The sequence below is a fragment of the Halomonas sp. E19 genome, assembly GCF_052439355.1.
Lineage (GTDB): Bacteria > Pseudomonadota > Gammaproteobacteria > Pseudomonadales > Halomonadaceae > Halomonas.
Window position 1 is genome coordinate 1,106,891 of sequence record NZ_JBNFWU010000001.1, and the last position, 20,434, is coordinate 1,127,324.

Annotated in this window: 26 protein-coding genes and 6 pseudogenes; 27 read left to right on the top strand and 5 right to left on the bottom strand. The window is 64.2% G+C overall.

Annotated elements, in window-relative coordinates:
• Nucleotides 1-211: 211 nt before the first annotated feature.
• The 8 genes from ACUDAL_RS05905 to ACUDAL_RS05940 all read left to right on the top strand — a co-directional run bounded on the left by ACUDAL_RS05905 (nt 212) and on the right by ACUDAL_RS05940 (nt 5,137).
• Nucleotides 212-427, top strand: coding sequence for a hypothetical protein (locus ACUDAL_RS05905; RefSeq protein ID WP_444677469.1), 216 nt, complete (start codon nt 212-214; stop codon nt 425-427).
• Between the two features lie 15 nt (nt 428-442).
• Nucleotides 443-1,303, top strand: coding sequence for a hypothetical protein (locus tag ACUDAL_RS05910; RefSeq protein ID WP_444677470.1), 861 nt, complete (start codon nt 443-445; stop codon nt 1,301-1,303).
• Between the two features lie 76 nt (nt 1,304-1,379).
• Complete coding sequence (locus tag ACUDAL_RS05915) at nt 1,380-1,919, top strand: Rpn family recombination-promoting nuclease/putative transposase (RefSeq protein ID WP_444677471.1); 540 nt, start codon at nt 1,380-1,382, stop codon at nt 1,917-1,919.
• A 5-nt stretch (nt 1,920-1,924) separates the two neighbouring features.
• Nucleotides 1,925-2,380, top strand: coding sequence for a hypothetical protein (locus tag ACUDAL_RS05920; protein WP_444677472.1), 456 nt, complete (start codon nt 1,925-1,927; stop codon nt 2,378-2,380).
• Nucleotides 2,381-2,474: 94 nt separating this feature from the next.
• The gene (locus ACUDAL_RS05925) at nt 2,475-2,678 is read left to right on the top strand and encodes a hypothetical protein (RefSeq protein ID WP_444677473.1); all 204 of its coding nucleotides are present in this window, start codon (nt 2,475-2,477) and stop codon (nt 2,676-2,678) included.
• Nucleotides 2,679-2,831: 153 nt separating this feature from the next.
• Complete coding sequence (locus ACUDAL_RS05930) at nt 2,832-3,335, top strand: DUF2846 domain-containing protein (protein ID WP_444677474.1); 504 nt, start codon at nt 2,832-2,834, stop codon at nt 3,333-3,335.
• Between the two features lie 243 nt (nt 3,336-3,578).
• Complete coding sequence (locus ACUDAL_RS05935) at nt 3,579-4,103, top strand: AAA family ATPase (protein ID WP_444677475.1); 525 nt, start codon at nt 3,579-3,581, stop codon at nt 4,101-4,103.
• 14 nt (nt 4,104-4,117) lie between these two features.
• On the top strand, nt 4,118-5,137 hold the full coding sequence (locus ACUDAL_RS05940; RefSeq protein ID WP_444677476.1) for a PD-(D/E)XK nuclease domain-containing protein: 1,020 nt from the start codon (nt 4,118-4,120) through the stop codon (nt 5,135-5,137).
• A gap of 238 nt (nt 5,138-5,375) precedes the next feature.
• On the opposite strand, the gene hepT is transcribed toward ACUDAL_RS05940, so the two are convergent.
• On the bottom strand, nt 5,376-5,780 hold the full coding sequence (gene hepT, locus ACUDAL_RS05945) for a type VII toxin-antitoxin system HepT family RNase toxin (RefSeq protein ID WP_444677477.1): 405 nt from the start codon (nt 5,778-5,780) through the stop codon (nt 5,376-5,378).
• A gap of 19 nt (nt 5,781-5,799) precedes the next feature.
• The gene (gene mntA, locus ACUDAL_RS05950; RefSeq protein WP_444677478.1) at nt 5,800-6,201 is read right to left on the bottom strand and encodes a type VII toxin-antitoxin system MntA family adenylyltransferase antitoxin; all 402 of its coding nucleotides are present in this window, start codon (nt 6,199-6,201) and stop codon (nt 5,800-5,802) included.
• Nucleotides 6,202-6,337: 136 nt separating this feature from the next.
• On the opposite strand from mntA, the pseudogene ACUDAL_RS05955 reads away from it, so the two are divergent.
• Both ACUDAL_RS05955 and ACUDAL_RS05960 read left to right on the top strand, forming a co-directional pair.
• Nucleotides 6,338-6,896 (top strand): annotated as a pseudogene (locus ACUDAL_RS05955) (AAA family ATPase); the annotation flags it as partial.
• A gap of 564 nt (nt 6,897-7,460) precedes the next feature.
• A complete protein-coding gene (locus tag ACUDAL_RS05960) occupies nt 7,461-7,907 on the top strand; it encodes a PD-(D/E)XK nuclease domain-containing protein (RefSeq protein ID WP_444679321.1) in 447 nt (148 codons plus the stop codon).
• 43 nt (nt 7,908-7,950) lie between these two features.
• On the opposite strand, the gene ACUDAL_RS05965 is transcribed toward ACUDAL_RS05960, so the two are convergent.
• Both ACUDAL_RS05965 and ACUDAL_RS05970 read right to left on the bottom strand, forming a co-directional pair.
• Nucleotides 7,951-8,256: a hypothetical protein gene (locus ACUDAL_RS05965; RefSeq protein ID WP_444677479.1), complete on the bottom strand. Its 306-nt coding sequence runs from the start codon at nt 8,254-8,256 to the stop codon at nt 7,951-7,953.
• Between the two features lie 26 nt (nt 8,257-8,282).
• On the bottom strand, nt 8,283-8,453 hold the full coding sequence (locus tag ACUDAL_RS05970) for a hypothetical protein (protein WP_444677480.1): 171 nt from the start codon (nt 8,451-8,453) through the stop codon (nt 8,283-8,285).
• 136 nt (nt 8,454-8,589) lie between these two features.
• Here ACUDAL_RS05970 and ACUDAL_RS05975 point away from each other — a divergent pair, with 136 nt between their 5' ends.
• The 6 genes from ACUDAL_RS05975 (at nt 8,590) to ACUDAL_RS06000 (ending at nt 11,191) form a co-directional block, all read left to right on the top strand.
• Entirely contained in the window at nt 8,590-8,796 is a 207-nt protein-coding gene (locus tag ACUDAL_RS05975; protein WP_444677481.1) for a DUF2835 family protein, read from the top strand.
• Nucleotides 8,797-8,949: 153 nt separating this feature from the next.
• Complete coding sequence (locus ACUDAL_RS05980) at nt 8,950-9,246, top strand: hypothetical protein (protein ID WP_444677482.1); 297 nt, start codon at nt 8,950-8,952, stop codon at nt 9,244-9,246.
• Nucleotides 9,195-9,536 (top strand): hypothetical protein, encoded by a 342-nt coding sequence (locus tag ACUDAL_RS05985; protein ID WP_444677483.1) that lies wholly within the window; start codon nt 9,195-9,197, stop codon nt 9,534-9,536. The genes ACUDAL_RS05980 and ACUDAL_RS05985 overlap by 52 nt, the downstream gene beginning before the upstream one ends.
• Nucleotides 9,488-10,165, top strand: a complete 678-nt coding sequence (locus tag ACUDAL_RS05990) for a GGDEF domain-containing protein (RefSeq protein WP_444677484.1) — start codon at nt 9,488-9,490, stop codon at nt 10,163-10,165. Before ACUDAL_RS05985 ends, ACUDAL_RS05990 begins: the two co-directional genes overlap by 49 nt.
• Nucleotides 10,166-10,229: 64 nt before the next feature.
• Nucleotides 10,230-10,511: a hypothetical protein gene (locus ACUDAL_RS05995; RefSeq protein WP_444677485.1), complete on the top strand. Its 282-nt coding sequence runs from the start codon at nt 10,230-10,232 to the stop codon at nt 10,509-10,511.
• Nucleotides 10,511-11,191 (top strand): hypothetical protein, encoded by a 681-nt coding sequence (locus ACUDAL_RS06000; RefSeq protein ID WP_444677486.1) that lies wholly within the window; start codon nt 10,511-10,513, stop codon nt 11,189-11,191. Before ACUDAL_RS05995 ends, ACUDAL_RS06000 begins: the two co-directional genes overlap by 1 nt.
• A gap of 179 nt (nt 11,192-11,370) precedes the next feature.
• Here ACUDAL_RS06000 and ACUDAL_RS06005 read toward each other — a convergent pair.
• Nucleotides 11,371-12,638, bottom strand: a pseudogene (locus tag ACUDAL_RS06005) (IS256 family transposase).
• Nucleotides 12,639-13,048: 410 nt separating this feature from the next.
• Between ACUDAL_RS06005 and ACUDAL_RS06010 the strand changes: the two are divergent.
• The 11 genes and pseudogenes from ACUDAL_RS06010 to ACUDAL_RS06060 all read left to right on the top strand — a co-directional run.
• Nucleotides 13,049-13,762 (top strand): annotated as a pseudogene (locus ACUDAL_RS06010) (GAF domain-containing protein); the annotation flags it as partial.
• 97 nt (nt 13,763-13,859) lie between these two features.
• Nucleotides 13,860-14,012, top strand: a pseudogene (locus ACUDAL_RS06015) (hypothetical protein); the annotation flags it as partial.
• Between the two features lie 56 nt (nt 14,013-14,068).
• Nucleotides 14,069-15,604, top strand: a pseudogene (locus ACUDAL_RS06020) (putative bifunctional diguanylate cyclase/phosphodiesterase); the annotation flags it as partial.
• Nucleotides 15,605-15,677: 73 nt separating this feature from the next.
• On the top strand, nt 15,678-16,097 hold the full coding sequence (locus ACUDAL_RS06025) for a hypothetical protein (RefSeq protein ID WP_444677487.1): 420 nt from the start codon (nt 15,678-15,680) through the stop codon (nt 16,095-16,097).
• Nucleotides 16,064-17,368 carry an HD domain-containing phosphohydrolase gene (locus ACUDAL_RS06030; protein ID WP_444677488.1) on the top strand — a complete coding sequence of 435 codons (1,305 nt, stop codon included), beginning with the start codon at nt 16,064-16,066 and terminating at the stop codon, nt 17,366-17,368. Before ACUDAL_RS06025 ends, ACUDAL_RS06030 begins: the two co-directional genes overlap by 34 nt.
• A gap of 222 nt (nt 17,369-17,590) precedes the next feature.
• Nucleotides 17,591-17,923: pseudogene (locus ACUDAL_RS06035) on the top strand (flagellar cap protein FliD N-terminal domain-containing protein); the annotation flags it as partial.
• 103 nt (nt 17,924-18,026) lie between these two features.
• A complete protein-coding gene (locus tag ACUDAL_RS06040; RefSeq protein WP_444679443.1) occupies nt 18,027-18,272 on the top strand; it encodes a hypothetical protein in 246 nt (81 codons plus the stop codon).
• Nucleotides 18,269-18,928 (top strand): flagellar filament capping protein FliD, encoded by a 660-nt coding sequence (fliD, locus tag ACUDAL_RS06045; RefSeq protein WP_444679322.1) that lies wholly within the window; start codon nt 18,269-18,271, stop codon nt 18,926-18,928. The genes ACUDAL_RS06040 and fliD overlap by 4 nt, the downstream gene beginning before the upstream one ends.
• Nucleotides 18,929-18,986: 58 nt before the next feature.
• A complete protein-coding gene (gene fliS / locus ACUDAL_RS06050; protein WP_444677489.1) occupies nt 18,987-19,406 on the top strand; it encodes a flagellar export chaperone FliS in 420 nt (139 codons plus the stop codon).
• A gap of 1 nt (nt 19,407) precedes the next feature.
• Nucleotides 19,408-19,791, top strand: coding sequence for a flagellar protein FliT (locus ACUDAL_RS06055; protein ID WP_444677490.1), 384 nt, complete (start codon nt 19,408-19,410; stop codon nt 19,789-19,791).
• Complete coding sequence (locus ACUDAL_RS06060) at nt 19,788-20,411, top strand: hypothetical protein (protein WP_444677491.1); 624 nt, start codon at nt 19,788-19,790, stop codon at nt 20,409-20,411. The genes ACUDAL_RS06055 and ACUDAL_RS06060 overlap by 4 nt, the downstream gene beginning before the upstream one ends.
• The last annotated feature ends 23 nt before the right edge of the window (nt 20,412-20,434 follow it).

Genomic DNA, 20,434 nt, shown 5'->3' on the forward strand with positions numbered 1-20,434 from the left:
CGAATATCTGCCTTTTTGGAGAAGTACGGCTATTCTTTTAAGTCAAGGTTCAATGCTACTGCTACTTACCTTTTTGTTCCCGGTGGTGCTGAAAATACAGAGCCTAATAATGTCGTTGGCGTCTCTATTAGTTAAATAAAGGACACCCACTTAGTTGACAGCCTTTCCTGATTGGCTACGTTGAAATAATCTCCACCCATCGGACACAGCCATGACCCAGCCCCGTGCCGCGCTCGTCTCGCTGGATGCCACGCCCTGGTATCACCTCGTTAACCGCTGCGTGCGCAGGGCCTTTCTGTGTGGCACCGATTCCGTCAGCGGCCAGTGCTATGAGCATCGGCGCGGTTGGATCGCCGACAGATTGCATCAGCTGGCCGGGGTGTTCGCCATCGACGTGGCCGCCTACGCGGTGATGAGCAATCATTAACATCGGGTGGTGCGGGTGGTGCGGGTGGTGCGGGTGGTGCGGGTGGTGCGGGTAGATGCGCCGCGGGCGACACAGTGGTCGAATGACGAGGTGCTGCGGCGCTGGACAGCGCTGTTTACCGGGCCGCTGCTGGTGCAGCGCTATCGTGCCGGAGCGGAACAGCTGCCGGCCGAGAGGGCGGCGGTGGCGAATCTGGCAGCCACCTACCGCGAGCGGCTGGCCGATATCTCCTGGTTCATGCGGGTGCTCAACGAGTCCATCGCCCGCCAGGCCAACGTCGAGGACGGCGCGAAGGGGCGCTTCTGGGAAGGGCGCTTCAAGAGTCAGGCGCTGCTCGACGAGGCGGCGGTCCTCAGCGCCATGGCGTATGTCGATTTGAATCCCATCCGCGCCGGCATCGCCGAGACGCCGGAGGGCTCCGCGCATACCTCGGTGGCCGAGCGCATTGCCGGGCTGAAGCCCGAGAGCGAACCCGTGCCGGCGGGAGAGGGTGAAACGGCGCAAGCCGCGGCGCCCAACGTACCGGCCTGGTGCGATACCTTGCCGCTTTCGCCGCTGATGCCCTTCGATGCCACGGCGCAGCTGCCCAATGCCATCCCGTTCGGCCTGGAGGAGTATCTCGAGCTGGTCGAGACCACCGGCCGCTGCCAGCGAGCGAACAAGCGGGGGCTGATCGAGGAGCGGATGCCGCGGCTTCTCGAGCGGCTGAACATTGACCCCGAGGCCTTCATTTCCGCTTCCACCACGTTGCTCAAGCGCTTCGGCAGCGCCGTAGGCACGCCCGCCAGCCTTAGCGCCTGCTGCGCCGCCCGCCAGGCACGCCATCTGCGAGGCATGCGAGCGGCGCGAGAGATGTTCGAGCGGCGGGCGGCGTGACACTTCTTCAGTCGTAGGGGTGGCGCTGGAGTCGCGGCCGGTCATGGTAGACTGGCCGCAACTGAAAGGAGGGTGCATGGCCGCCAACCACCACGACACCGGCTACAAGGAGCTGTTCAGCTACCCGGAGTTCGTTCAGCAACTGATCGAAGGCTTCGCCCCGCCCGAGATCGCCGCGCTGATGGACTTCGCCACGCTCCAGAACCACAGCGGCCACTACATCACGCCGTTGTTCGAGGAGAAGTTCGAAGACGTGGTGTGGTCAGTGGAGATCACCTGGGAGGGAATGCCCCAGCGTGTCTTCCTCTATATCCTGTTGGAGTTTCAGTCCACGGTGGATCGCACCATGCCGATCCGGCTAATGCACTATGTCGCCTGCTTTTATAGCGAGCTACTCAAACAGAAGGTTGTCACCCCGGGTCAAGGCTTGCCGCCGATCTTGCCCATCGTGCTCTACAACGGCTCGAAACCCTGGACGGCCCCGCGGGATATCTTCGAGATGGTGCAGCCGGAACCGCCCGCGTTCCTGCGGGTCTATCAGCCACACATGCGCTACTATCTGATCGACGAAGGGCGCTACACTGACGAAGACTTGGGGCTGCGCCAGACCCGCTAAGCGGCGTGTTCAGCGTGGAAAACGCCGGCCAGAGCTGGGAAGCCCTGCAGCGCGCCGTGGACCGTGTCGTTGTTATCATCCGGGCCGATCCCAACAAGCAGCGCATCGACCGAATCATCACGCGTTGGCTCAAGCGCCACCTGCAGTGGCTTGGTGCCGAGCTCGATCTGGCACAGCTAAACAGCCTGGTAGAGGACAAGGACATGCTGGCAGAGAATTTAGAGAACTTGGTGAAAAAGGAACGGCAGGAAGGTCGTCAGGAAGGTCGTCAGGAAGGTCGCCAACAGGGCCGTCACGAAGGCATCGAGGGTACCCTGCGTAAGTTGATCGAGCTGAAGTTTGGTGGCGTGTCTGACTGGGCGGAAGAACGCCTGACGCAGGCCAGCGATGACCAGTTGGATGCGTGGGTCGGCAAGATCCTGACTGCGGGTACGCTGGAAGAGCTGTTCAGCGATCATTGAGTTATCGCCGGCCACCGGAGACAGCTCTCCTATCGATTTGCCCCTCAATCTCGGTTCACTTTTTCTTCCCGTTGACATTCCAGTCGAGGTGGCCATGACGCCGGACGAGCACCAGCAGGTCATCGATGAGCTTCAAGGCCTTATTGATGACACCCAGCAGACCATCGACCGCTTCGAAGCCACCGGCATGGAGGAGAAGTTGGCAGAAGACTACGAGAAGCTGCTGGCCATTCTTGATGATGCCGTGAAACAGCAGCGGGCGCATACCCTGGCGATGCTGAACTCGAGCGGCCTGTAGGGTGCTTGAGCGGTCTCCTAGCCAGATCGAAGGCATGTCTACCTGCCCAGTTTTACCCTTTATTCGTTTTACCTAAAGTTTTCATGCCTAATGCCGATAGGAAAATGGCCAGGTTGAGCCTGGCGTTTTCAATTCGCAACCAAGGAGCAAGGCATGAAAGGAAAGATGATGCATTTGAGTCGGCAGGGGAAGATTTTCGCAGCGCTGGTGCTGCTGCTGCTGATAACCGGCTGTGCCGCCAAGGCGCCTTCATCCGCCACTATGCAGGCTGAGCTGGCGGGCTTCGTGCTGCCGCAGGAGCCGCAGGAAAACGAAGGCATGGTGTACGTGGTTCGCCCGGAACTGAAGGGCACCCTGGTGCGCTTCAATGTGTTCCTCAACGACCAGCAGCCGTCATCGGAAGTGGGCCATACCCGTGGCAAGCAGCATATCTATTTCCCCGTGAGCCCCGGCCGCCACACCGTCTATTCGAAGGCCGAGAACTGGGCGTCGGTCGATATCGACGTGGCGCCGGGCGAGGTCGTCTTCCTGCGCCAGGAAGCGCGCATGGGGGTGGTCATGGCTCGCAACGCCCTGACGCAGATCGATGACCAGGAAGGCCGCTATTTCGTCAAGCAGACCCGGCTGGGTACGCTTGGGCAGTCGGCGGAAGAGTAATCCGCGCCGCGTAAGCCAATTCACCGCTTGCCGTGGTGCAGGCGGTGCATGTGGATGAGTTCACTGCCGAAACGCAGCGCTACCCGAGACCGGCCTCTCAACCTGTAGCTTCAGCAGCCCCTCGCAAGGGTCGCTGCGGTCGCGGTTCCGCCTGGCACCCTGATGAGCGTTATCGTGGACAGCTCGCCTGAACGCCTGCGGTGCTACACTGGCGCCTGCTGCATTGTCATGCCTGGAGGCGCCATGTCCACCGCCGCTCGCAAGAAACTGCCCATCGGTATCCAGACGTTTTCCGACATTCGTGAAGGCGGCTACTACTACGTCGACAAGACCTCGGTGATTCATCGACTGGTGGAAGAGGGGAAGTACTATTTCCTCTCGCGCCCGCGGCGCTTCGGCAAGAGCCTGCTGCTGGATACCCTGCGCTGCCTGTTCGAGGGGCGCGAGGCGCTGTTCGAGGGGCTCGATATCCATGACAAGTGGGACTGGCAGGTTCAGCACCCGGTGATTCGGCTGAGCTTCGCCGATGGGGTATTGACCAGCCGTGAAGCGCTGGATCGACATATTGAAGAATTGCTGCGCGCTGAAAAGGAACGACTGCAGCTCTCGCTGCAGAACACCTCCATCGCCGGTCAGTACCGAGAGCTCATCCAGCAGGCCCATGAGAAGTACGGCCAGCGCGTGGTGGTGCTGATAGATGAATATGACAAGCCGATTCTCGACAACTTATTGGAGCCGGGCGCGCCCGCGAGCTGCGCGAGGGGCTGAAGAACCTCTACAGCGTGCTCAAGGACGCCGACCCACACCTGGCCTTTGTGCTGCTTACCGGAGTGTCGAAGTTCAGCAAGGTAAGCCTGTTCTCGGGGCTGAATAACCTCAACGACATCACCCTTGATGCGCCTTACGCGTCGATCTGCGGGTATACCGATGCGGACATCGACACGGTGTTCGCCCCCGAGCTGCCGGGGCTTGAGCGCGACGAGATCCGCCGCTGGTACAACGGCTACCGCTGGGGCGGGCAAGAGGTCACTGCGGTCTACAACCCCTTTGACGTGCTGCTGCTGTTCCAGAAGCGCCAGTTCGGCGCCTACTGGTTCGAGAGCGCCACGCCTACCTTTCTGGTGGAGGTACTCAAGCAGCGTGGCATTTTCACCCCCGCGCTGGACCAGTGGGAGACCGAGCCTGATCTGCTAGGCCGCTTCGACGTGGACGATATCGCCACCGAGGCGCTGCTGTTCCAGACCGGCTATCTCACGGTGAAGAAGGTCGAGGAGCCGATGCTGGGCTATCGGCTCTACACCTTGGGTTTTCCTAATCAGGAGGTGGAAACCAGCCTCAACCTGGCATTGCTGCCAGTATTGGGGATGGAGAGCGCAACGCGTGAGCGCAAGACGTTGTTCACTCATCTGTGTGCCCATGACCTCGCAGGACTGGAAGCCCACCTCAAGGCACTCTATGCCGGTCTGCCGCACGACTGGTACCACAACAACCCCATCGCCCGTTACGAAGGCCACTATGCCAGCGTGTTCTACAGTCACTTCGCCGCGCTGGGCGTGAACGTGACGGTGGAGGATGCCAGCCACCACGGCAAGGTCGACATGACGGTGGACTTCGCCGGGCATATCTACCTGTTCGAGTTCAAGGTGGTGGAACAGCTGCCCGAAGGCAGCGCGCTTGCGCAGATCAAGGCCAAGGGCTACGCCGACAAGTACCGCGGCCAGGGCAAGCCAATTCATCTGGTCGGGGTGGAGTTTTCCCGCGAGCGGCGCCAGATCGTGGCGTTTGAGGTGGAGTCGCTTTAGTGCCGCTCCGTTGGCCGGCATCGTCGGCCATAGACGCTACCCCGCTGCTTGATATCCGCGAGCAGGTCGCGCCGTTTAAGGGCCCAGTCCCAATATTCACTCAGTACTGTCAATTCGAACTCGTCACTGTCGAGGCCACGGTGCCACAACCGCTGTCCGCGGGTCACGACCTGATGCTGGAGTATGGTGGAAGCCTGGCGCAGGTCGATCACGTCGACATCATTGCCTAGCCGTGACCTTACCCCTGGAGCTGTGCCTGGGCAAACGCCAGCAGCCGCTGGTAGTCGCGCTGGCGGATGATGCTCTCCACGATGCCGGCATCCAGATTCAGGTAGTCATGAACCAAGGCATTGCGCAGGCCGATGACCTTGTTCCAGGGTGTGCCGCTGTCATCGTGACCAAGGCGGTGCAGCTTGGCGAAGGCCTGCCTTGCGTCGCTGGGCACCGCCTGCCCCAGCGCTTTCAGGCGTTGCTTGGTGATGCCGATACAGGCCTCGGTCAGCAGCTGCAGGTTGCGTTCGGCGGCCCGGTAGAGTAGTGGGCTCAGTCCACCGGGTTGCGCGGCGGCCTGCGATAGCTGCTCCAGCTCCTCTGCGAGGGTCGCCAGGTGCTCCCGCATCGCGTCGATATATTCGTGTTCCATAGGAGGTAGGCTCGTTCGATCAGGCGAAATGGCGCTGATGGTAGAGGTGGTCGATTTCCCACATGGAGCCGATGCGCTGCTCCTCTCGGATCACCCGCAGGCGATCGTTGGCCTGCAGCACGCGCCCGGTGCGGATGATCACATGCGCCAGGGGCAGCGGCGCCAGGTTGATGTCGACGATGGAAAGCTGGCCCTCTGGTAGCCCCAGGGCATCTTGCCAGGCCTGCGCCAGCAGCTCCGGGCGCAAGCGTCGCTCCAGCGGGTCTGTCTCAAAATTGCGGAACCCGACGGCCAGGTCGTAGTCGCTGCGGGGTGTCGCGGTGCCCTTGGCCCGCGAGCCATAGAGCCAAAGTACGGCGATTTCGTCGCTGCGGGCCGCCAGTTCGGCCAGGGCATCCTGAAGGTTGGTAGAATCCTGCATGGGTCCTGCCTTTAATCGGCTAGCAAGCTGGCGTCAGTGTAGCATTCGCGGAAGTGAGGCGTTATCAGGGACGGCTTGCGTGAACGCCTGCGGTGCTACACTGGCGGCCTGCCGCACCGTCATGCCTGGAGGCGCCATGTCCGCTGCCGCTCGCAAGAAACTGCCCATCGGTATTCAAGCCTTCGATAAGCTTCGCGAAGGGGGCTATTACTATGTCGACAAGACGCCCCTGCTTCATCGTCTGGTGGAGGAGGGGGCTACTACTTCCTCTCGCGCCCGCGGCGCTTCGGCAAGAGCCTGCTGCTGGATACTTTGCGCTGCCTGTTTGAGGGCGCGAGGCGCTATTTGAAGGGCTCCATATCCACGACAAGTGGGACTGGCAGGTTCAGTACCCAGTGATTCGGCTAAGCTTTGCCGATGGGGTGATGCAGAGCCGCGAAGATATCGACAAGCGAATTCGTTACTTGCTACGTCAAAATCGAGAGCGGCTGCAGATCGACGCAACTCAGGCGGAAGACATCCCGGGGGAGTTTGCCGACCTGATTTCCGGCGCCCACGAAATGTATGGCCGGCGCGTGGTGGTGTTAGTCGATGAGTACGACAAGCCAATTCTCGACAACTTATTGGAGCCCGAGCGCGCCCGCGAGCTGCGCGAGGGGCTGAAGAACCTCTACAGCGTGCTCAAGGACGCCGACCCGCACCTGGCCTTCGTGCTGCTTACTGGGGTGTCGAAGTTCAGTAAGGTGAGCCTGTTCTCGGGGCTGAATAACCTCAACGACATCACCCTCGATGCGCCTTATGCGTCGATCTGCGGTTATAGCGACCAAGATATCGACACGGTGTTCGCCCCCGAGCTGCCGGGGCTTGAGCGTGACGAGATCCGCCGCTGGTACAACGGCTACCGCTGGGGCGGGCAAGAGGTCACTGCGGTCTACAACCCCTTTGACGTGCTGCTGCTGTTCCAGAAGCGCCAGTTCGGCGCCTACTGGTTCGAGAGCGCCACGCCTACCTTTCTGGTGGAGGTGCTCAGGCAGCGTGGCATATTCACCCCCGCGCTGGACCAGTGGGAGACCGAGCCTGATCTGCTAGGCCGCTTCGACGTCGACGATATCACTACCGAAGGCTTGCTGTTCCAGACTGGCTATCTCACGGTGAAGAAGGTCGAGGAGCCGATGCTGGGCTATCGGCTCTACACCTTGGGTTTTCCTAACCAGGAGGTGGAAACCAGCCTCAACCTGGCATTGCTACCAGTATTGGGGATGGAGAGCGCAACGCGTAATCGCAAGACGTTGTTCACTCATCTGTGTGCCCATGACCTCGCAGGACTGGAAGCCCACCTCAAGGCACTCTATGCCGGTCTTCCGCACGACTGGTACCGCAACAACCCCATCGCCCGCTACGAAGGCCACTATGCCAGCGTGTTCTACAGTCACTTCGCCGCGCTGGGCGTGAACGTGACGGTGGAGGATGCCAGCCACCACGGCAAGGTCGACATGACGGTGGACTTCGCCGGGCATATCTACCTGTTCGAGTTCAAGGTGGTGGAACAGCTGCCCGAAGGCAGCGCCCTGGCGCAGATCAAGGCGAGGGGCTACGCCGACAAGTACCGCGGCCAGGGCAAGCCGATTCACCTGGTCGGGGTGGAGTTTTCCCGCGAGCGGCGCCAGATCGTGGCGTTCGAGGTGGAGTCACTGCAGGCAAGTTAGAAGGCGGCAGGGGAGTTGCCGCCTGTGTTGCTGCGCGGGGCGATCAGCGGGCGGGGTTGAGCTCGGTGATCTTCAGCGTGGCGGGCTGCATTTGGTTGCTGCCGTGCACGCCGACCCAGATGTTGTACATGCCGTTCTGCGGGTTCTGGAACATTACCAGCGGGTTCAGGCCGATGAAGTCGTCGTTGCAGTACCAGCGGCCGTCCGGTGCGTTGATCACCAGGGTGGTGTCGCTGCTGGCCTCGACGGTGATATAGAGCGGCAGGCTGCCTGGGGTATAGTGCAGGTCGACATCGGGGGCGCTGCCCATGATGAAGCCGGTGCAGCCCGGCCCGAGCTTGCCGTTCACCTCCGTGGAGCCTCCCGCCTGCAGGTTCAGTTCCCAGGGTCAGGGGTGAAGCCGGCCGCAAGGTGATGGCTCCCGTAGCTGGGCGAGGCCGACCAGTCGGGCTCCTGGGCGGTGGCGCTGCCGAATGCCAGCGCGGTGCCGAGGCCCAGCGCCATGATGCCCGTGCGGGCTGAGAAAGAGGGTAGGTTGCGGTTCACTGTGGAGTTCCTGCGTGAAGGCGCCGGGCGCCTGGAAGGATCGGCAGGGTTCTTCCGCCCCGCCTGATGGCTCGAGGTAGAATACGGGCAAATGCCCTTGATTGAGAAGGGCGCATATAGCGCCGGGAGCCTTACCTTGCCGAGTATCGATGTGGTGCTGGAACTCTCTGCCGAGGCCTGCCTGGCCCACTACGAGGGGCGGGCGGGGCTGGTGCTGGCACGCAGCCTGGATGGCCGGCGGGTGCGCTTTCCCGCCGAGGCGCTGCGCCGGGTGGTCACCCGGGAGGGGTGCACGGCACCTTTCGCCTGGTCTTCACCGCAGAAGGCCGTTTTCAGGCTATAGAGCGGCTGACTTGAATTGGCAATAGCCCTATCCTTGTCGCGCGTCGACTCTCGCACCCTCGTGATGTTTCGATTCGTCTGATATACAACAAGAAGCGATTTATCGGCTTTCGCCACGCGGCCATGTGCCGCACTCCTTCCTGCAGGCCACTTCATGCGCTATAGCCAACCGCAAGACCCGAGCCACTATCAGAACCGCCGCCTGGATGTGCTGGCCGAGCCGCCGGAAGTCGGCCACGAGCTGTTCGTCGGGCTCAGCGCCCTGCGCGACACGTTGAGTAGCCGCCACCATTCCCGCGACTTCGCCTTTGCCCACGCCCGCTACCTGCGCAGCCGAGTGCTGGCGCTGGGGCTGATTTTGCGCTGCTGTCGCCGCTGTGGATCGTGGTCGACTCCCTGGTGCTGCCTTCAGAGCTGCTGCGCTACACCCTGGTCGGCCGAATCGTGCTGATGCTGGGGCTGGTGGCGGTGCTGCTGCTGGCATACACCAGCGGCGAGCGCATCCGCCGCATTCGCTTCAGCGCCGGCATGCTGCTGGCGCTGCCGGCGGGGTTCTACCTGCTGGTGTTGCTCATGCTGCCGCCCGACCAGGCGCAGAACCTGGTCGGCTACGGTTTCATCCCGTTCCTGCTGGTGGCGGCGCTGAGCGTCTTCCCTTCACGCTGCTGGAGTCGCTTGCGGCGGGCTTGGCCATGCTGGGGCTGCTGGCCTTTTCGCAGCAGATGGATGCCACCTGGCTGACCGGTCGCGGCGTCGAGAGCCTGTGGTTGCTCTCCAGCCTGCTGATGGTGTCGTTGGCGGCCAATCACTTCCAGCTCAGCCTGCTGCTGCGGCTCTATCGCCAGGCCACTCACGACCCGCTGACGGGCCTGTTCAACCGCGGCGCGTTGGAAGTGCACCTGACCAAGATCCAGGCCTGGCAGCGGGAAACCCAGGGTCAGGCGGAAGCCGGCGCCGTGCCCTGTTCGCTGCTGATGTTCGACCTGGACAACTTCAAGCTCATCAACGACACCCACGGCCATTCGGTGGGCGATACGGTACTGTGCCGCTTTGCCGAGGTGCTCATTGGTCAGACCCGCAAGCACGACTGCACCGCACGCTACGGCGGCGAGGAGTTCGTAGTACTGCTGGTAGGCAGCGGCACGGCGCGGGCGGTCGAGGTGGCGGAGCGTATCCGGGTGGCGGTGGAAAACCATGCCTTCTATAGCCGCGACAGCCAGCGCATACCTGTGACCAGCAGCATCGGCGTGACCCGCCTGTGTGAGGATGAACCGCCCCAAGAGGCGCTGAAGCGCGCCGACGAAGCCTTGTACCGGGCCAAGCATGCCGGCCGTAACCGTGTCGAATTGATCGACGCGCCCTGCGCTTGAGCAGGTCAAGTTTTCGCCGCACCTGCCGATATGACTCTCATGTTTCTCGGGGAGTCTAGGCGGTATGCCCAATAATACGCAGCAGGTGGCGCGACACACGTGGCTGGTTCTGGTGCCGGTGCTGCTGCTGGCCATGGGGCTTATCAACGGCCTGGCCGGCTGGTACCTGCCCGGCGAGTGGCAGCCTTCCGCTGCCAGCCTGCCGGTGATGACGCTGGTAGGAGGCGGCCTGCTGGCTGCCACCCTGCAGCGCGTGCGTCTGGCGCAGGGCTGCGGCGTGCTGCTGCTGGGTCTTGGTCTTTCTTCCCCCTGGCGGCTCTGCTGCCCTCGCTGGCGGATTTCCTGATGCTGGGGGCGGCGCCGTTTTCACCGGCTGCCAGCATCGCCTTGCTGATGGCATCGGCCTGCCTGATGGGCGGAACCGCCACCCCGCGGGCGCGCCTCGGCTGGTTCTGGGTCGGTATCGCGATTTGCCTGATCGGTGCGCTGAGCGTCTTGAGTGTTGTATGGCCGCATCTGGTGATACCCAGCCCCTGGGGCCAGGCCTTTACCACCCCCTTCACCGCACTTCCCGCGTTGCTGTGCGGCACTGCCATGCTGCTGCTGAGCCGACGTTCCGCCGCGCCATTGGCGCTGAATCGCGCCGCGGTACTGGCGCTGGTGGGCGGCGTGCTGGCCAGCAGCCTGGCCTGGTATGCGCTCACCTGGCAGCAGGCCGACGCCCAGCGCCGCCATGCCGCCGAGCTGCTCATCCACTTCAAGGGAGCGAGCGAGCGCGCGGTGGACGGCCAGCAGCGCAGCCTGCAGCGCCTGGCCGAACGCTGGGCCAACCTTGGCGGGCTTCCCCGGCGTCCTACCGTGCTACGGAATCGACGACCTATTTTCGCGACATGCCGGAACTGCTCTCGCTCTACTGGCAGGCCCAAGACGAGACCTTCGGCCCGGGACGCGACCGTGACGCCGAGCTGCGCCTGCCGGAGTGGGTACAGCTTGGCGACGCCTGGCTGCTCGACTGGCTGGCGGTAGGCGGTCCTTACCCCGCTGGGTGCTGCCCGACAGGGACCGGCCCGAATTGACCCTGGTGGTGGTGCCACTGCCCGAGCCTGCTGCCGGCCGGGTAGTGGCCCTGGTTGATCTGCGCCGTCTCGTCGAGAGAGAGCTGTCTGTGCTGGTCACGAGTTATCGTCAAATCTGGTGGATGGCGATCAGGCCGCATTCCTGTCTGATTGATCAACTACTTGCTCCCCGTCCTGGAACTTGACGTTGCTGACGACCAGTTCCAGCTTCTGGAAGTGCTTGATCCTCCTCCATCGCTTTTGAGCGCTCTGGAGCAGCTTGAAGACCATCGCCAGGGTCGTCGCCCGGGAGCCGCAGTTCCGGCTCCGTTTGGTCCTCAGGCGGACCGTGGCGAAGGTCGACTCGATCGGGTTGGTGGTGCGGATATGCACCCAGTGCTCTGCCGGGTAGTCGTAAAACGCCAGCAGCTCGTCCCGGTCCTTGGCCAGGCACCCCATCGCCTTGGGGTACTTGGCCTCGAAACGCTTCACCGTGCGATCGAAGGCCCTGTGTGCCTCGTCGCGGGTCTCGGCCATCCAGATGTCATGGAGGTCCGCCTTGACTTTGGGCTGCACCGATTTTGGCAGTTTGTTCAGCACGTTGGCCGTCTTGTGGACCCAGCAGCGCTGATGGTCGGTTTCCGGGTAAATCTTGCTCAGCGCCGCCCAGAACCCCATGGCACCGTCACCCACTGCCAGCTTGGGAGCCTGGGCCAGGCCACGCTCTCGTAGCCCTGTCAGCAAGGTCTCCCAACTGGCCGCCGACTCGCGAAAGCCGTCCTCGACGGCCACCAGCTCCTTGCGGCCCTGCTCGGTGACGCCAATGATCACCAGCAGGCACAGGCGGTCACCCATGCGGACGTTGCTATACACACCGTCGGCCCACCAGTAGACGTAGTGTCGGTCGGCGAGGTCCCGCTTCCTCCACTCGGTATGCTCGTCTTCCCACTGCTTCTTGAGCCGTGACACGGTGTTGGCCGACAGACCCTTGGCCTGGTCGCCGAGCAGCGCCGCCAAAGCCTCCTGGTAGTCGCCGGTAGAGATCCCTTCAGGTAGAGCCAGGGGATCAGCTCCTCGATGCTGCGGGCCCGCTTCAGGTAGGGCGGCAGCAGACTGCTGTTGAAGCGAGCGCCACCACCGCTACGGTCGCGCACCTTGGGCACCTGCACGCTGACATCCCCGACCCCGGTCTGGACGGTGCGCTCGGGCAGGTAGCCGTTGCGGACCACCGCTTGGCGCCCATCATCGAGCCGCTGGTCGGCGTACTGTGCCAGGAAGGTGGCCAGTTCAGCCTCGACGGCCTTGGCGATCAGGTCACGGGCACCTTGACGAAGCAGCTCGTGCAGCGGGTCAGTGACCGGGGGTTCTGGTTGTGAAAGAGCCCGGAGGGTAGAATCCGTCATGGCGTATCCACTCATGTTGATTGAGATCTTGGTCGTGATCAATCAACAGGATACGCCACCCTTCCTACCTCCTCCCATACACCAGAAATCACCATAGCTCGCTGGTCACCCCGCTGGCGCTTACGGTGTGGCGCAACGATGTAACCTTGGTCGACAACCGCCAGGCCCAGGCGGGCGCGGGGCGTCTATTGCATAGCACGTCCATCGTGCTGCCCGGCGGCGTGAGGCTGCTGGTTCAGGCGCACGACGCCCAGCCGGCCCTGGTATCGCTGGCCGCACTGATGCCGCTCAGCGTGGCCCTGGGCGGGCTGCTGCTGAGCTACCTGCTGGCGTTCAGCCTTGGCATGGCCAGCCTGGGCAGGCGGCGTTCGCTGGCCTTGGCGCAAGCGCAGCGCTACCTGCGCGCGCAGCAGCGCGTGCAGGCCATGATCGCCCGTGACCAGCCGCTGGCCGACACGCTCAAGGCCGTGTGTCGCCTGGTGGAAGCCCAGGCGCCAGGGGCCATCGCCTCGATCATGCTGTGCGACGAAACCGGCACGCTGCTGAGCAAGGTGTACACGGTGTCACTGCCCGAAAGCTGGTGCCAGTCACTGCGCGATGTGCGCATCGGCCCGGGCAACGGCGCCTGCGGGCGCGCCGCCTACCTGCGCCAATTCGTGGTCTGCGCCAACATCGCCGAGGACGCGAAGTGGCGTGGCTACCATGCCGTGGCGGAGGCGCATGGCCTGCGCGCCTGCTGGTCTTATCCGGTGATGGCCAGCGACGGCCGCCTGCTGGGCACCTTCGCCATCTATTCCGCGCAGCCAGGCGAACCTCAGCGCAGCGACCGGCGGCGCATCGTCGAGGCGGCGGAGCTGGTGTCGCTGGCGGTGGAGCGCGAACAGAACCGCCGTGCGCTGCGGGAAAACGAGCAGCGCTACCGTTCGCTGTTCACCTACCATCCGGATGCGGTGTTCTCGCTGGACCTGGCAGGTCGCTTCGTCAGCGCCAATGCGGCCTGCTCCGAGGTGACGGGCTACCGGCTGGAGTCGCTGATCGGCCAGCACTTCGATGCCTTGATCGAGCCGGCCGACCGCGAGCGCCTGCGCGGTCAACTGCGTGCTGCGGGGAGGGGAGGCGTTTCGCTATTCGCTCACGGTGTCGCACGCCGAGGGACACAGCGTCTATCTCGACCTGACCAATCTGCCGATGGTGGTCGAAGGCAAGGTGATCGGCTACTACGGCATCGCCAAGGACATGACCGAGCGCCACCGCCGAGACACCGAGCTGCGCATTCTGCAGCGCAGCGTGGAAGCCAGCATCAACGGCATCGTCATCGCCGATGCGCGCGCGCCCGGCCTGCCGATGATCTATGCCAACGAGGCGTTCGAGCGCATCACCGGCTACCGGCGCAGCGAGATCATCGGGCAGGGCTGCAGCGTGCTGCAGGGCAGGAAACCGACCCGCAGGCCATCGATCAGATGCGCCGCGCCTTGGCCGAGCAGCGTGAGCTCAGCGTCACCCTGTGCAACTACCGCAAGGACGGTACGCCGTTCTGGAACAACCTCTACCTGGCGCCGGTGCGCGACTTCTCCGGCGAGGTCACCCACTTCGTCGGCGTGCTGCACGATATTTCCGAGCGTAAGGCCTACGAGGCGAAGCTCTCCTACCACGCCAGCCACGACGCCCTGACCGGGCTGGCCAACCGCGCCCTGTTCGAGGACCGCCTGCTGCACGATGTCCAGTTGGCCCGGCGCCACGGCCGCCAGCTGGCCGTGCTGTATGTCGACCTGGATGACTTCAAGCCGATCAACGACAGCCTGGGCCACGAGGTGGGCGACAAGGTGCTGATCGACGTGGCCCGGCGCGTGGCGAAGGAGCTGGACCCCGGCGATACGCTGGCCCGCTTCGGTGGCGACGAGTTCGTGATCCTGCTGCCGGAGCTGCGCAGCGAAGACGCCGCCCTGAGGCTGGCGGAGCGGTTGCTGGCCTGCATCGGACGGCCCTTCCGCGTGGAGGAGCATGAGTTGTATATCGGCGCCAGCGTGGGCGTCGCCTTCCTCAAGGAGGAGCTGGCGAACCCCGTCGAATTGATCCAGCAGGCCGACATGGCGATGTATCGTGCCAAGCAGAAGGGCCGCAACGCCTGGGAGTGCTATACCCGCGAAATCAATGCCGAGGTGAGTTCGCGCATGGCGTTGCGCAACGACCTGCAGGAGGCGATCGAGGCGGGCGACTTCGAGCTGCACTACCAGCCGCTGCTGTGGGCAGAGGATGCGTCGGTGGCCGGGTTCGAGGCGCTGGTGCGCTGGAAGCATCCGGTAAAGGGCTATCTCTCGCCGGGGCTGTTCATCCCGCTGGCCGAGGAGACCGGGCAGATCGCCCCGATCAGCGAGTGGGTGCTGCGCCAGGCCTGCCGTGACATGCGCCGCCTGGGCAATGAGGGCTACGGCCGGTTTCGCGTCGCGGTCAATCTGTCGCCGCTGCAATTCCATCGGCCCAACTTCCTCGACAAGCTCAAGCGAGCGCTGCTGGAAACGGGGCTTGAGCCGGACTATCTCGAGCTGGAGCTGACCGAAGGCATTCTGATGAACGACACCGCGGCGGCGGTGGCCACCCTGCACCAGCTGCGCGACATGGGCGTGGAAGTCTCCATCGACGATTTCGGTACCGGCTACTCCAGCCTCAGCTACCTGAAGCAGCTGCCGATCGGCAAGATCAAGATCGATCGCAGCTTCATCAGAGAGGTAACCACCAATCCCCACGACAGCGCCATCGTGCAGGGCATCATCTCCATGGCGCATCACCTGGGGCTCGAGGTGGTGGCGGAAGGCATCGAGGAGGCCGAGCAGCGCGATTTCCTCGCGGCGCATGGCTGCGACGTGCTGCAGGGCTTCTACTTCGCCAAGCCGATGCCACTGGATCAGCTGCGCGCCTACCTGGAACGACAGGGCTATCGCCCGGCAGAGGCTAAAGTTGCCTTCCAGCCAGCCGATAGATGAGTGCCTTTCGCCCGGTTCTCTCGGGCGGCGCGCAGGAGGGAAGAGAGATGCAACCAAGGGGTGAGCGATAAGCATGGAGCCGCACCAGGATGACTTCATACGGGTGACCAGCCCGGGCGAGATCGAGGCGCTGCTGGATCAGCTGATCCAGCCGGGTGGCGCTTCGCTGCTGCTCGATGCCCCCGAGAGCGCGCCGCTGCCCGTGGTGGTCATGGAGCAGCAGCCTGGCGAATCGCTCACCGTCGATCTTTCCGCCATCCGCGAAGTGGTGGGTGAGCTCAAGCGTGGGCTGGGGTTTCGCCTGCTGGGGCAGTTCCAGGGCAAGATGATTCGCACGCCTTCCCTCAAGGCAATGAGCCTCGATGCCGAGCAGGGCCGTACGATCGGCTACTGCGAGTACCCCTTTACCTGGAAGAGCTGCAGCGCCGTGAAGCCTACCGCGCACGCCTGCGCCTGGGCATGGAGGTCGGCGCCATCCTGCGTAGCGCAGTGACGGACAGCGAAGCCTCGGCGCAGGGCGATCTCAAGGATCTGTCGCAGGAGGGCTGCCTGCTCGAACTGCCGGCTTCTTCCGCCGCCCTGCTGACCGACGGCCTGCTGTTCGAGATCGAGTTCTGCTTCCCCAACGGCACCCGCTTCACGGTCAAGGCGGTGCCGCGCCACAAGCAGGCAGACGCCGACCGGCAGACGCTCAAGGTGGGCTTCAAGTTCGATGCCTGCACCGCCGACCAGGAGCGCAAACTGTGGTTTTTCGTGCGCGAGATCGAGCGCGAGGCGAAGCGCTACGGCGAGGAGGCCGACGTCGGCCGCCTGCCGTCGATGCTGTTCCAGAGCCAGTCGGCCGCAGTCGCGCCGCCGGTAAGCCGGCGCAACCTGTTGAACTACCCCACGCCGATGGCGCGGCGCCTGGCACGGGTGGCGGGCTACCTCGATGCGCAACTGCTGGAGCTGCAGCAGGGCGATGAGGTGGACTCGGTGCAGCTCTCGCGGCATGCCGACATGCTGCTGCAGCTGGCCGAGGAGGACATCGAAGCGCTGCAGTTCGCCACGCGCTGCTTGGTGCAGGAGCCGCTGCTGGTGCGCCACGGCCTGGCCGTGGCCGTGCACATGCTGGCGCTGGCCGGCAGCAACGCCGTGCCGCGCGACGTGCGCAAGGCGCTGGCGGCCAGCGCCATGATCCATGACCTCGGCAAAGGGCTGCTGCCGGGTGAACTGCTGGCGGCGCCGTCGCTAGAGCCCGCTGAGTTCGCCCGGCTCAAGACCCACGTGGAACTGCTGCAGCAGCGGCTGGGTCGCTGCCAGTGGCTTTCGCCCGCGGTCGTCAAGGCGGTAGTGGTCGGCTCCAACGAGCGTCTCGACGGCAGCGGCTATCCGACCGGCGCTTCTGCCAAAGGGCTTTCCGAACTGGCGCGCATGAGCGCCGTGGTCGACGTGGTGGACGCCATGCGCCGCAGCCGGGCCGACCGCCCGGCCTGGCGCATCGATGCGGTCTATCGTCACCTGCTGCACTCTCCGCACCTGTTCGATCCGCGCTGGGTCAAGCGCTACGTGCAGCGCTTCGGGCTGCGCCCGGTGGGTTCGCTGGTGCGTTTCTCTGGCGGTGCGCTGGCCTGGGTGCAGCGGCTCGATCAGCAGGGCAAGCCGTTCCAGGTACAGCTGACCGATGCAATGGTGCCGCCCGGCGAAGCCCTGGGCGAGGTGCTGCGCGGCGATGTCACCGCTCGCCTGGGTGACATGGTGGAAGAGCTGGCGGTGTCGACCTGAGTGCTGGGCGGAAGGCGTCGTCTAAAGTGGGTGCGCCTGCTGCCGATATAGCGAAATAACCCTTGGAATGCGGGCTTTTCACCGGAACTCATGGCGCGAAGCCTGCCAGAATAGTGGCATCAAGAAGGAAGCGTCATGGCTACGATAAGCTCGCTAGGCATTGGTTCAGGGCTCGATCTCAACGGCCTGCTCGATCAGCTCAACGCCGCCGAGCGTGGCAAGCTGGCGCCCATCAAACGGCAGCAGCAGAGCCACCAGGCCAAGATCTCGGCCTACGGCAAGCTGCAGAGCGCCTTGAACAAGCTGCAGGAGTCGGCGGCCAAGCTCAACGACCCGAAGTTCTTCCAGAGCGTATCGAGCAACGTGACCGGCAGCGGGGTCAAGGCGGCGGCAAGCGGCGAAGCCCAGCCGGGGCGCTTCGACGTAAAGGTGCAATCGTTGGCGCGGGCGCAGAGCCTGGCGACCGGTGGGTTCGCCGAGGCCGCCAGGTTCGATGCCGGCAGCCTGAAGATCGAGTTGGGCGGGCGGGATACGCCGCTGGATATCAAGATTGCCGCGAACAGTTCGCTCAAGGATATTCGTGACCAGATCAACGCGGCCAAGGGGGCGTCAGCGCCTCCATCGTCAACGATGGCAGCGCGGAGCATCCTTCCGGTTGGTGCTGACCAGCACCAAGACCGGTACCGAAGCCGCCGTGACCGGCATGCGCTTCGAGCTGGCGGGCGGTGGTACCGATGCACGCTTCGACTTCGCGCCGCCTACGCCCGGCGAAGAGGGCGACGAATACCCGGCGGAATATGTTGGCCTGCGCCAGACCGTTGCCGCCGCCAATGCCAACCTGCTGGTGAACGGTATCGCCATCGTCAGCCAGACCAATCGCGTGGAAGGCGCCATCCAGGGGTGACGCTGGACCTTGAAGAGGTGACGGGGGATGGCAGCAAGACCACGGTGGTAGTGGAGCGTAACACCCTGGCCATCCGCGAAGCGGTGGGTGGTTTCGTCAAGGCCTACAACGACCTGCGCAAGACGGTCGGCGAGTTGACCATGTTCAATGCCGACACCGGGGCGGCCGGCGAGCTGCTCGGCGACGGCGCACTGCGTACCGTGGAGTCGCGTCTGCGCGGCGTGCTCAGCGGCGGGGTGGGGGAAGGTCAGTTTCGCATGCTGTCGGACATCGGCATTTCGCTGCAGCGCGACGGTACGCTGAAACTCGACGAACAGAAGATGAGCGGCATCGTGGCCAGCGACCCCCAGGCCCTTTCCGTGTTCTTCGCCGGGGAAGACAAGTCGGGCGGGCTTGCCGGCAGGCTGGGCGATACCCTGGATCAGGTGCTGCGCGACCGCGGCCTGCTGGACAACGCCAAGCGCGGCCTGGAATCGCGTATTTCGGGGCTCAAGGATCGCTACGAGCGCATGGAGCGCAGCATCGAGCAAACGATCCAGCGCTATCGGGTTCAGTTTGGCCAGCTCGATGCCATGATCGCCAACATGAATCAGGTCAGTGACTACCTTTTCCAGCAGTTCGACATCATGAACGCCCAGTTGGGGCGCAAGAAATAGCGGCTGCTGACGGTATGAGCCGCTGCAAAAGAAGCCAGAACCACAGGAGAGTTTCGCCATGACAGCCATGCGAGGAGCCGCCAACTATGGCCGTGGCGCCGGCGCCTATGCGCGCGTTGGTGTGGAAAGTGCCGTGATGTCCGCAAGCCCGCATCAGCTGATCGTGATGCTGTTCGATGGCGCCCAGGGCGCGATTCGGGCGGCGCGCATTCACCTGCAGGCGGGCAATGTCGCCGAGAAGGGCAAGGCCATCTCCAAGGCGCTCGATATCGTCAACAACGGCCTGGCGGCGGCGCTTGATACCGAGAAGGGCGGCGAGATCGCTGAGCGGCTCGGCTCGCTCTACGATTATGTGGCGCGCCTGCTGCTGGCGGCCAACCTGCACAACGACGTGGAAAGCCTCGATCAGGCGGAAAGGCTGCTGGAAGATGTCGCCTCGGCCTGGCGCGAGATTGGCGGCACGGGAGCGCAGAGCTGAGATGGCCATGTCCACTGCCGGGGTGGTGCTCGATGGTTATAGGCGCCTCAGGGAGCAGGTGGCGGCCATGCTGGTGCTGGCCGAGACCGGCGACTGGGACGCGCTGATCGAGCAGCAGGCTGATTATCTGCAGCTTGTCGACCGGCTGCGGCAGCTCGACGTTGAGGTGACGCTTGGCGACGATGACATGGTACGCAAGGCCGAACTGCTGGAAGCCATCCTGACCGACGACCTTGCCATTCGCGAGCAGCTGATGGCGCGTCGCAGCGAACTGGGTCGGCTGATGGACAGTGGCCGCCGCCAGCGCGACCTGCATCGCAGTTACGGCAAGCAGGCGGCGGTGGTGGTCGACGCTAGCGACAAGTTCGGTACGGGAACCCCGTGAGCGGCATCACGCCGCTATTGGATACGTTGCTGCACCAGGTGCTGGGCAAGCGCGTCGACATTCCCACGCCTCGCGATCTCAACGAGCCGGTGCGGCCGGTGGCGGCCGGCGAGGGGCCGCGCGCCCTGCACAGTGACTCGCGGCTGGAAGGGCGGCGGCCTGCGCCACTGCCCGCCCAGGGAGCCGCCGCTGCGCCCCAGCGCGAGATAGCCGCTCGCCCGGCAGCAGACGGGGGCCATGCGCCGGCTTCCGCCCAGACGCACTTCAGTCCTTCCGGGCGCACCATCGCCGATTTGCTGATTCGCTTTCCCGCCCCGCCCTCCGTGTTGACCAGCCCCGCGGCGCTGATGCGGGAGGGTGAGCCCCCGCAGGCCGCTACGCTGGCGGCGCGCCTGCAGGGCAGCGTGCGGGACAGCGGGCTGTTCTACGAGGCCCATCTGTCGCGCTGGTATCGCGGCGAGGTGAGCCGCCAGCAGCTCGAGCAGGAGCCGCAGATGTGGCGCACCTTGCGCTTCACTCCGGTGGCGACCGCCGCCCAGGCCGCCGCCGCGCAGGCCACCACCGTCCAGACCGCTGCCGCGTTTGGGCAGGTGACAGCGCCGGCGGGGGCGCTCCGCTGACGCCTTCCGCTGTGGTGGCGACG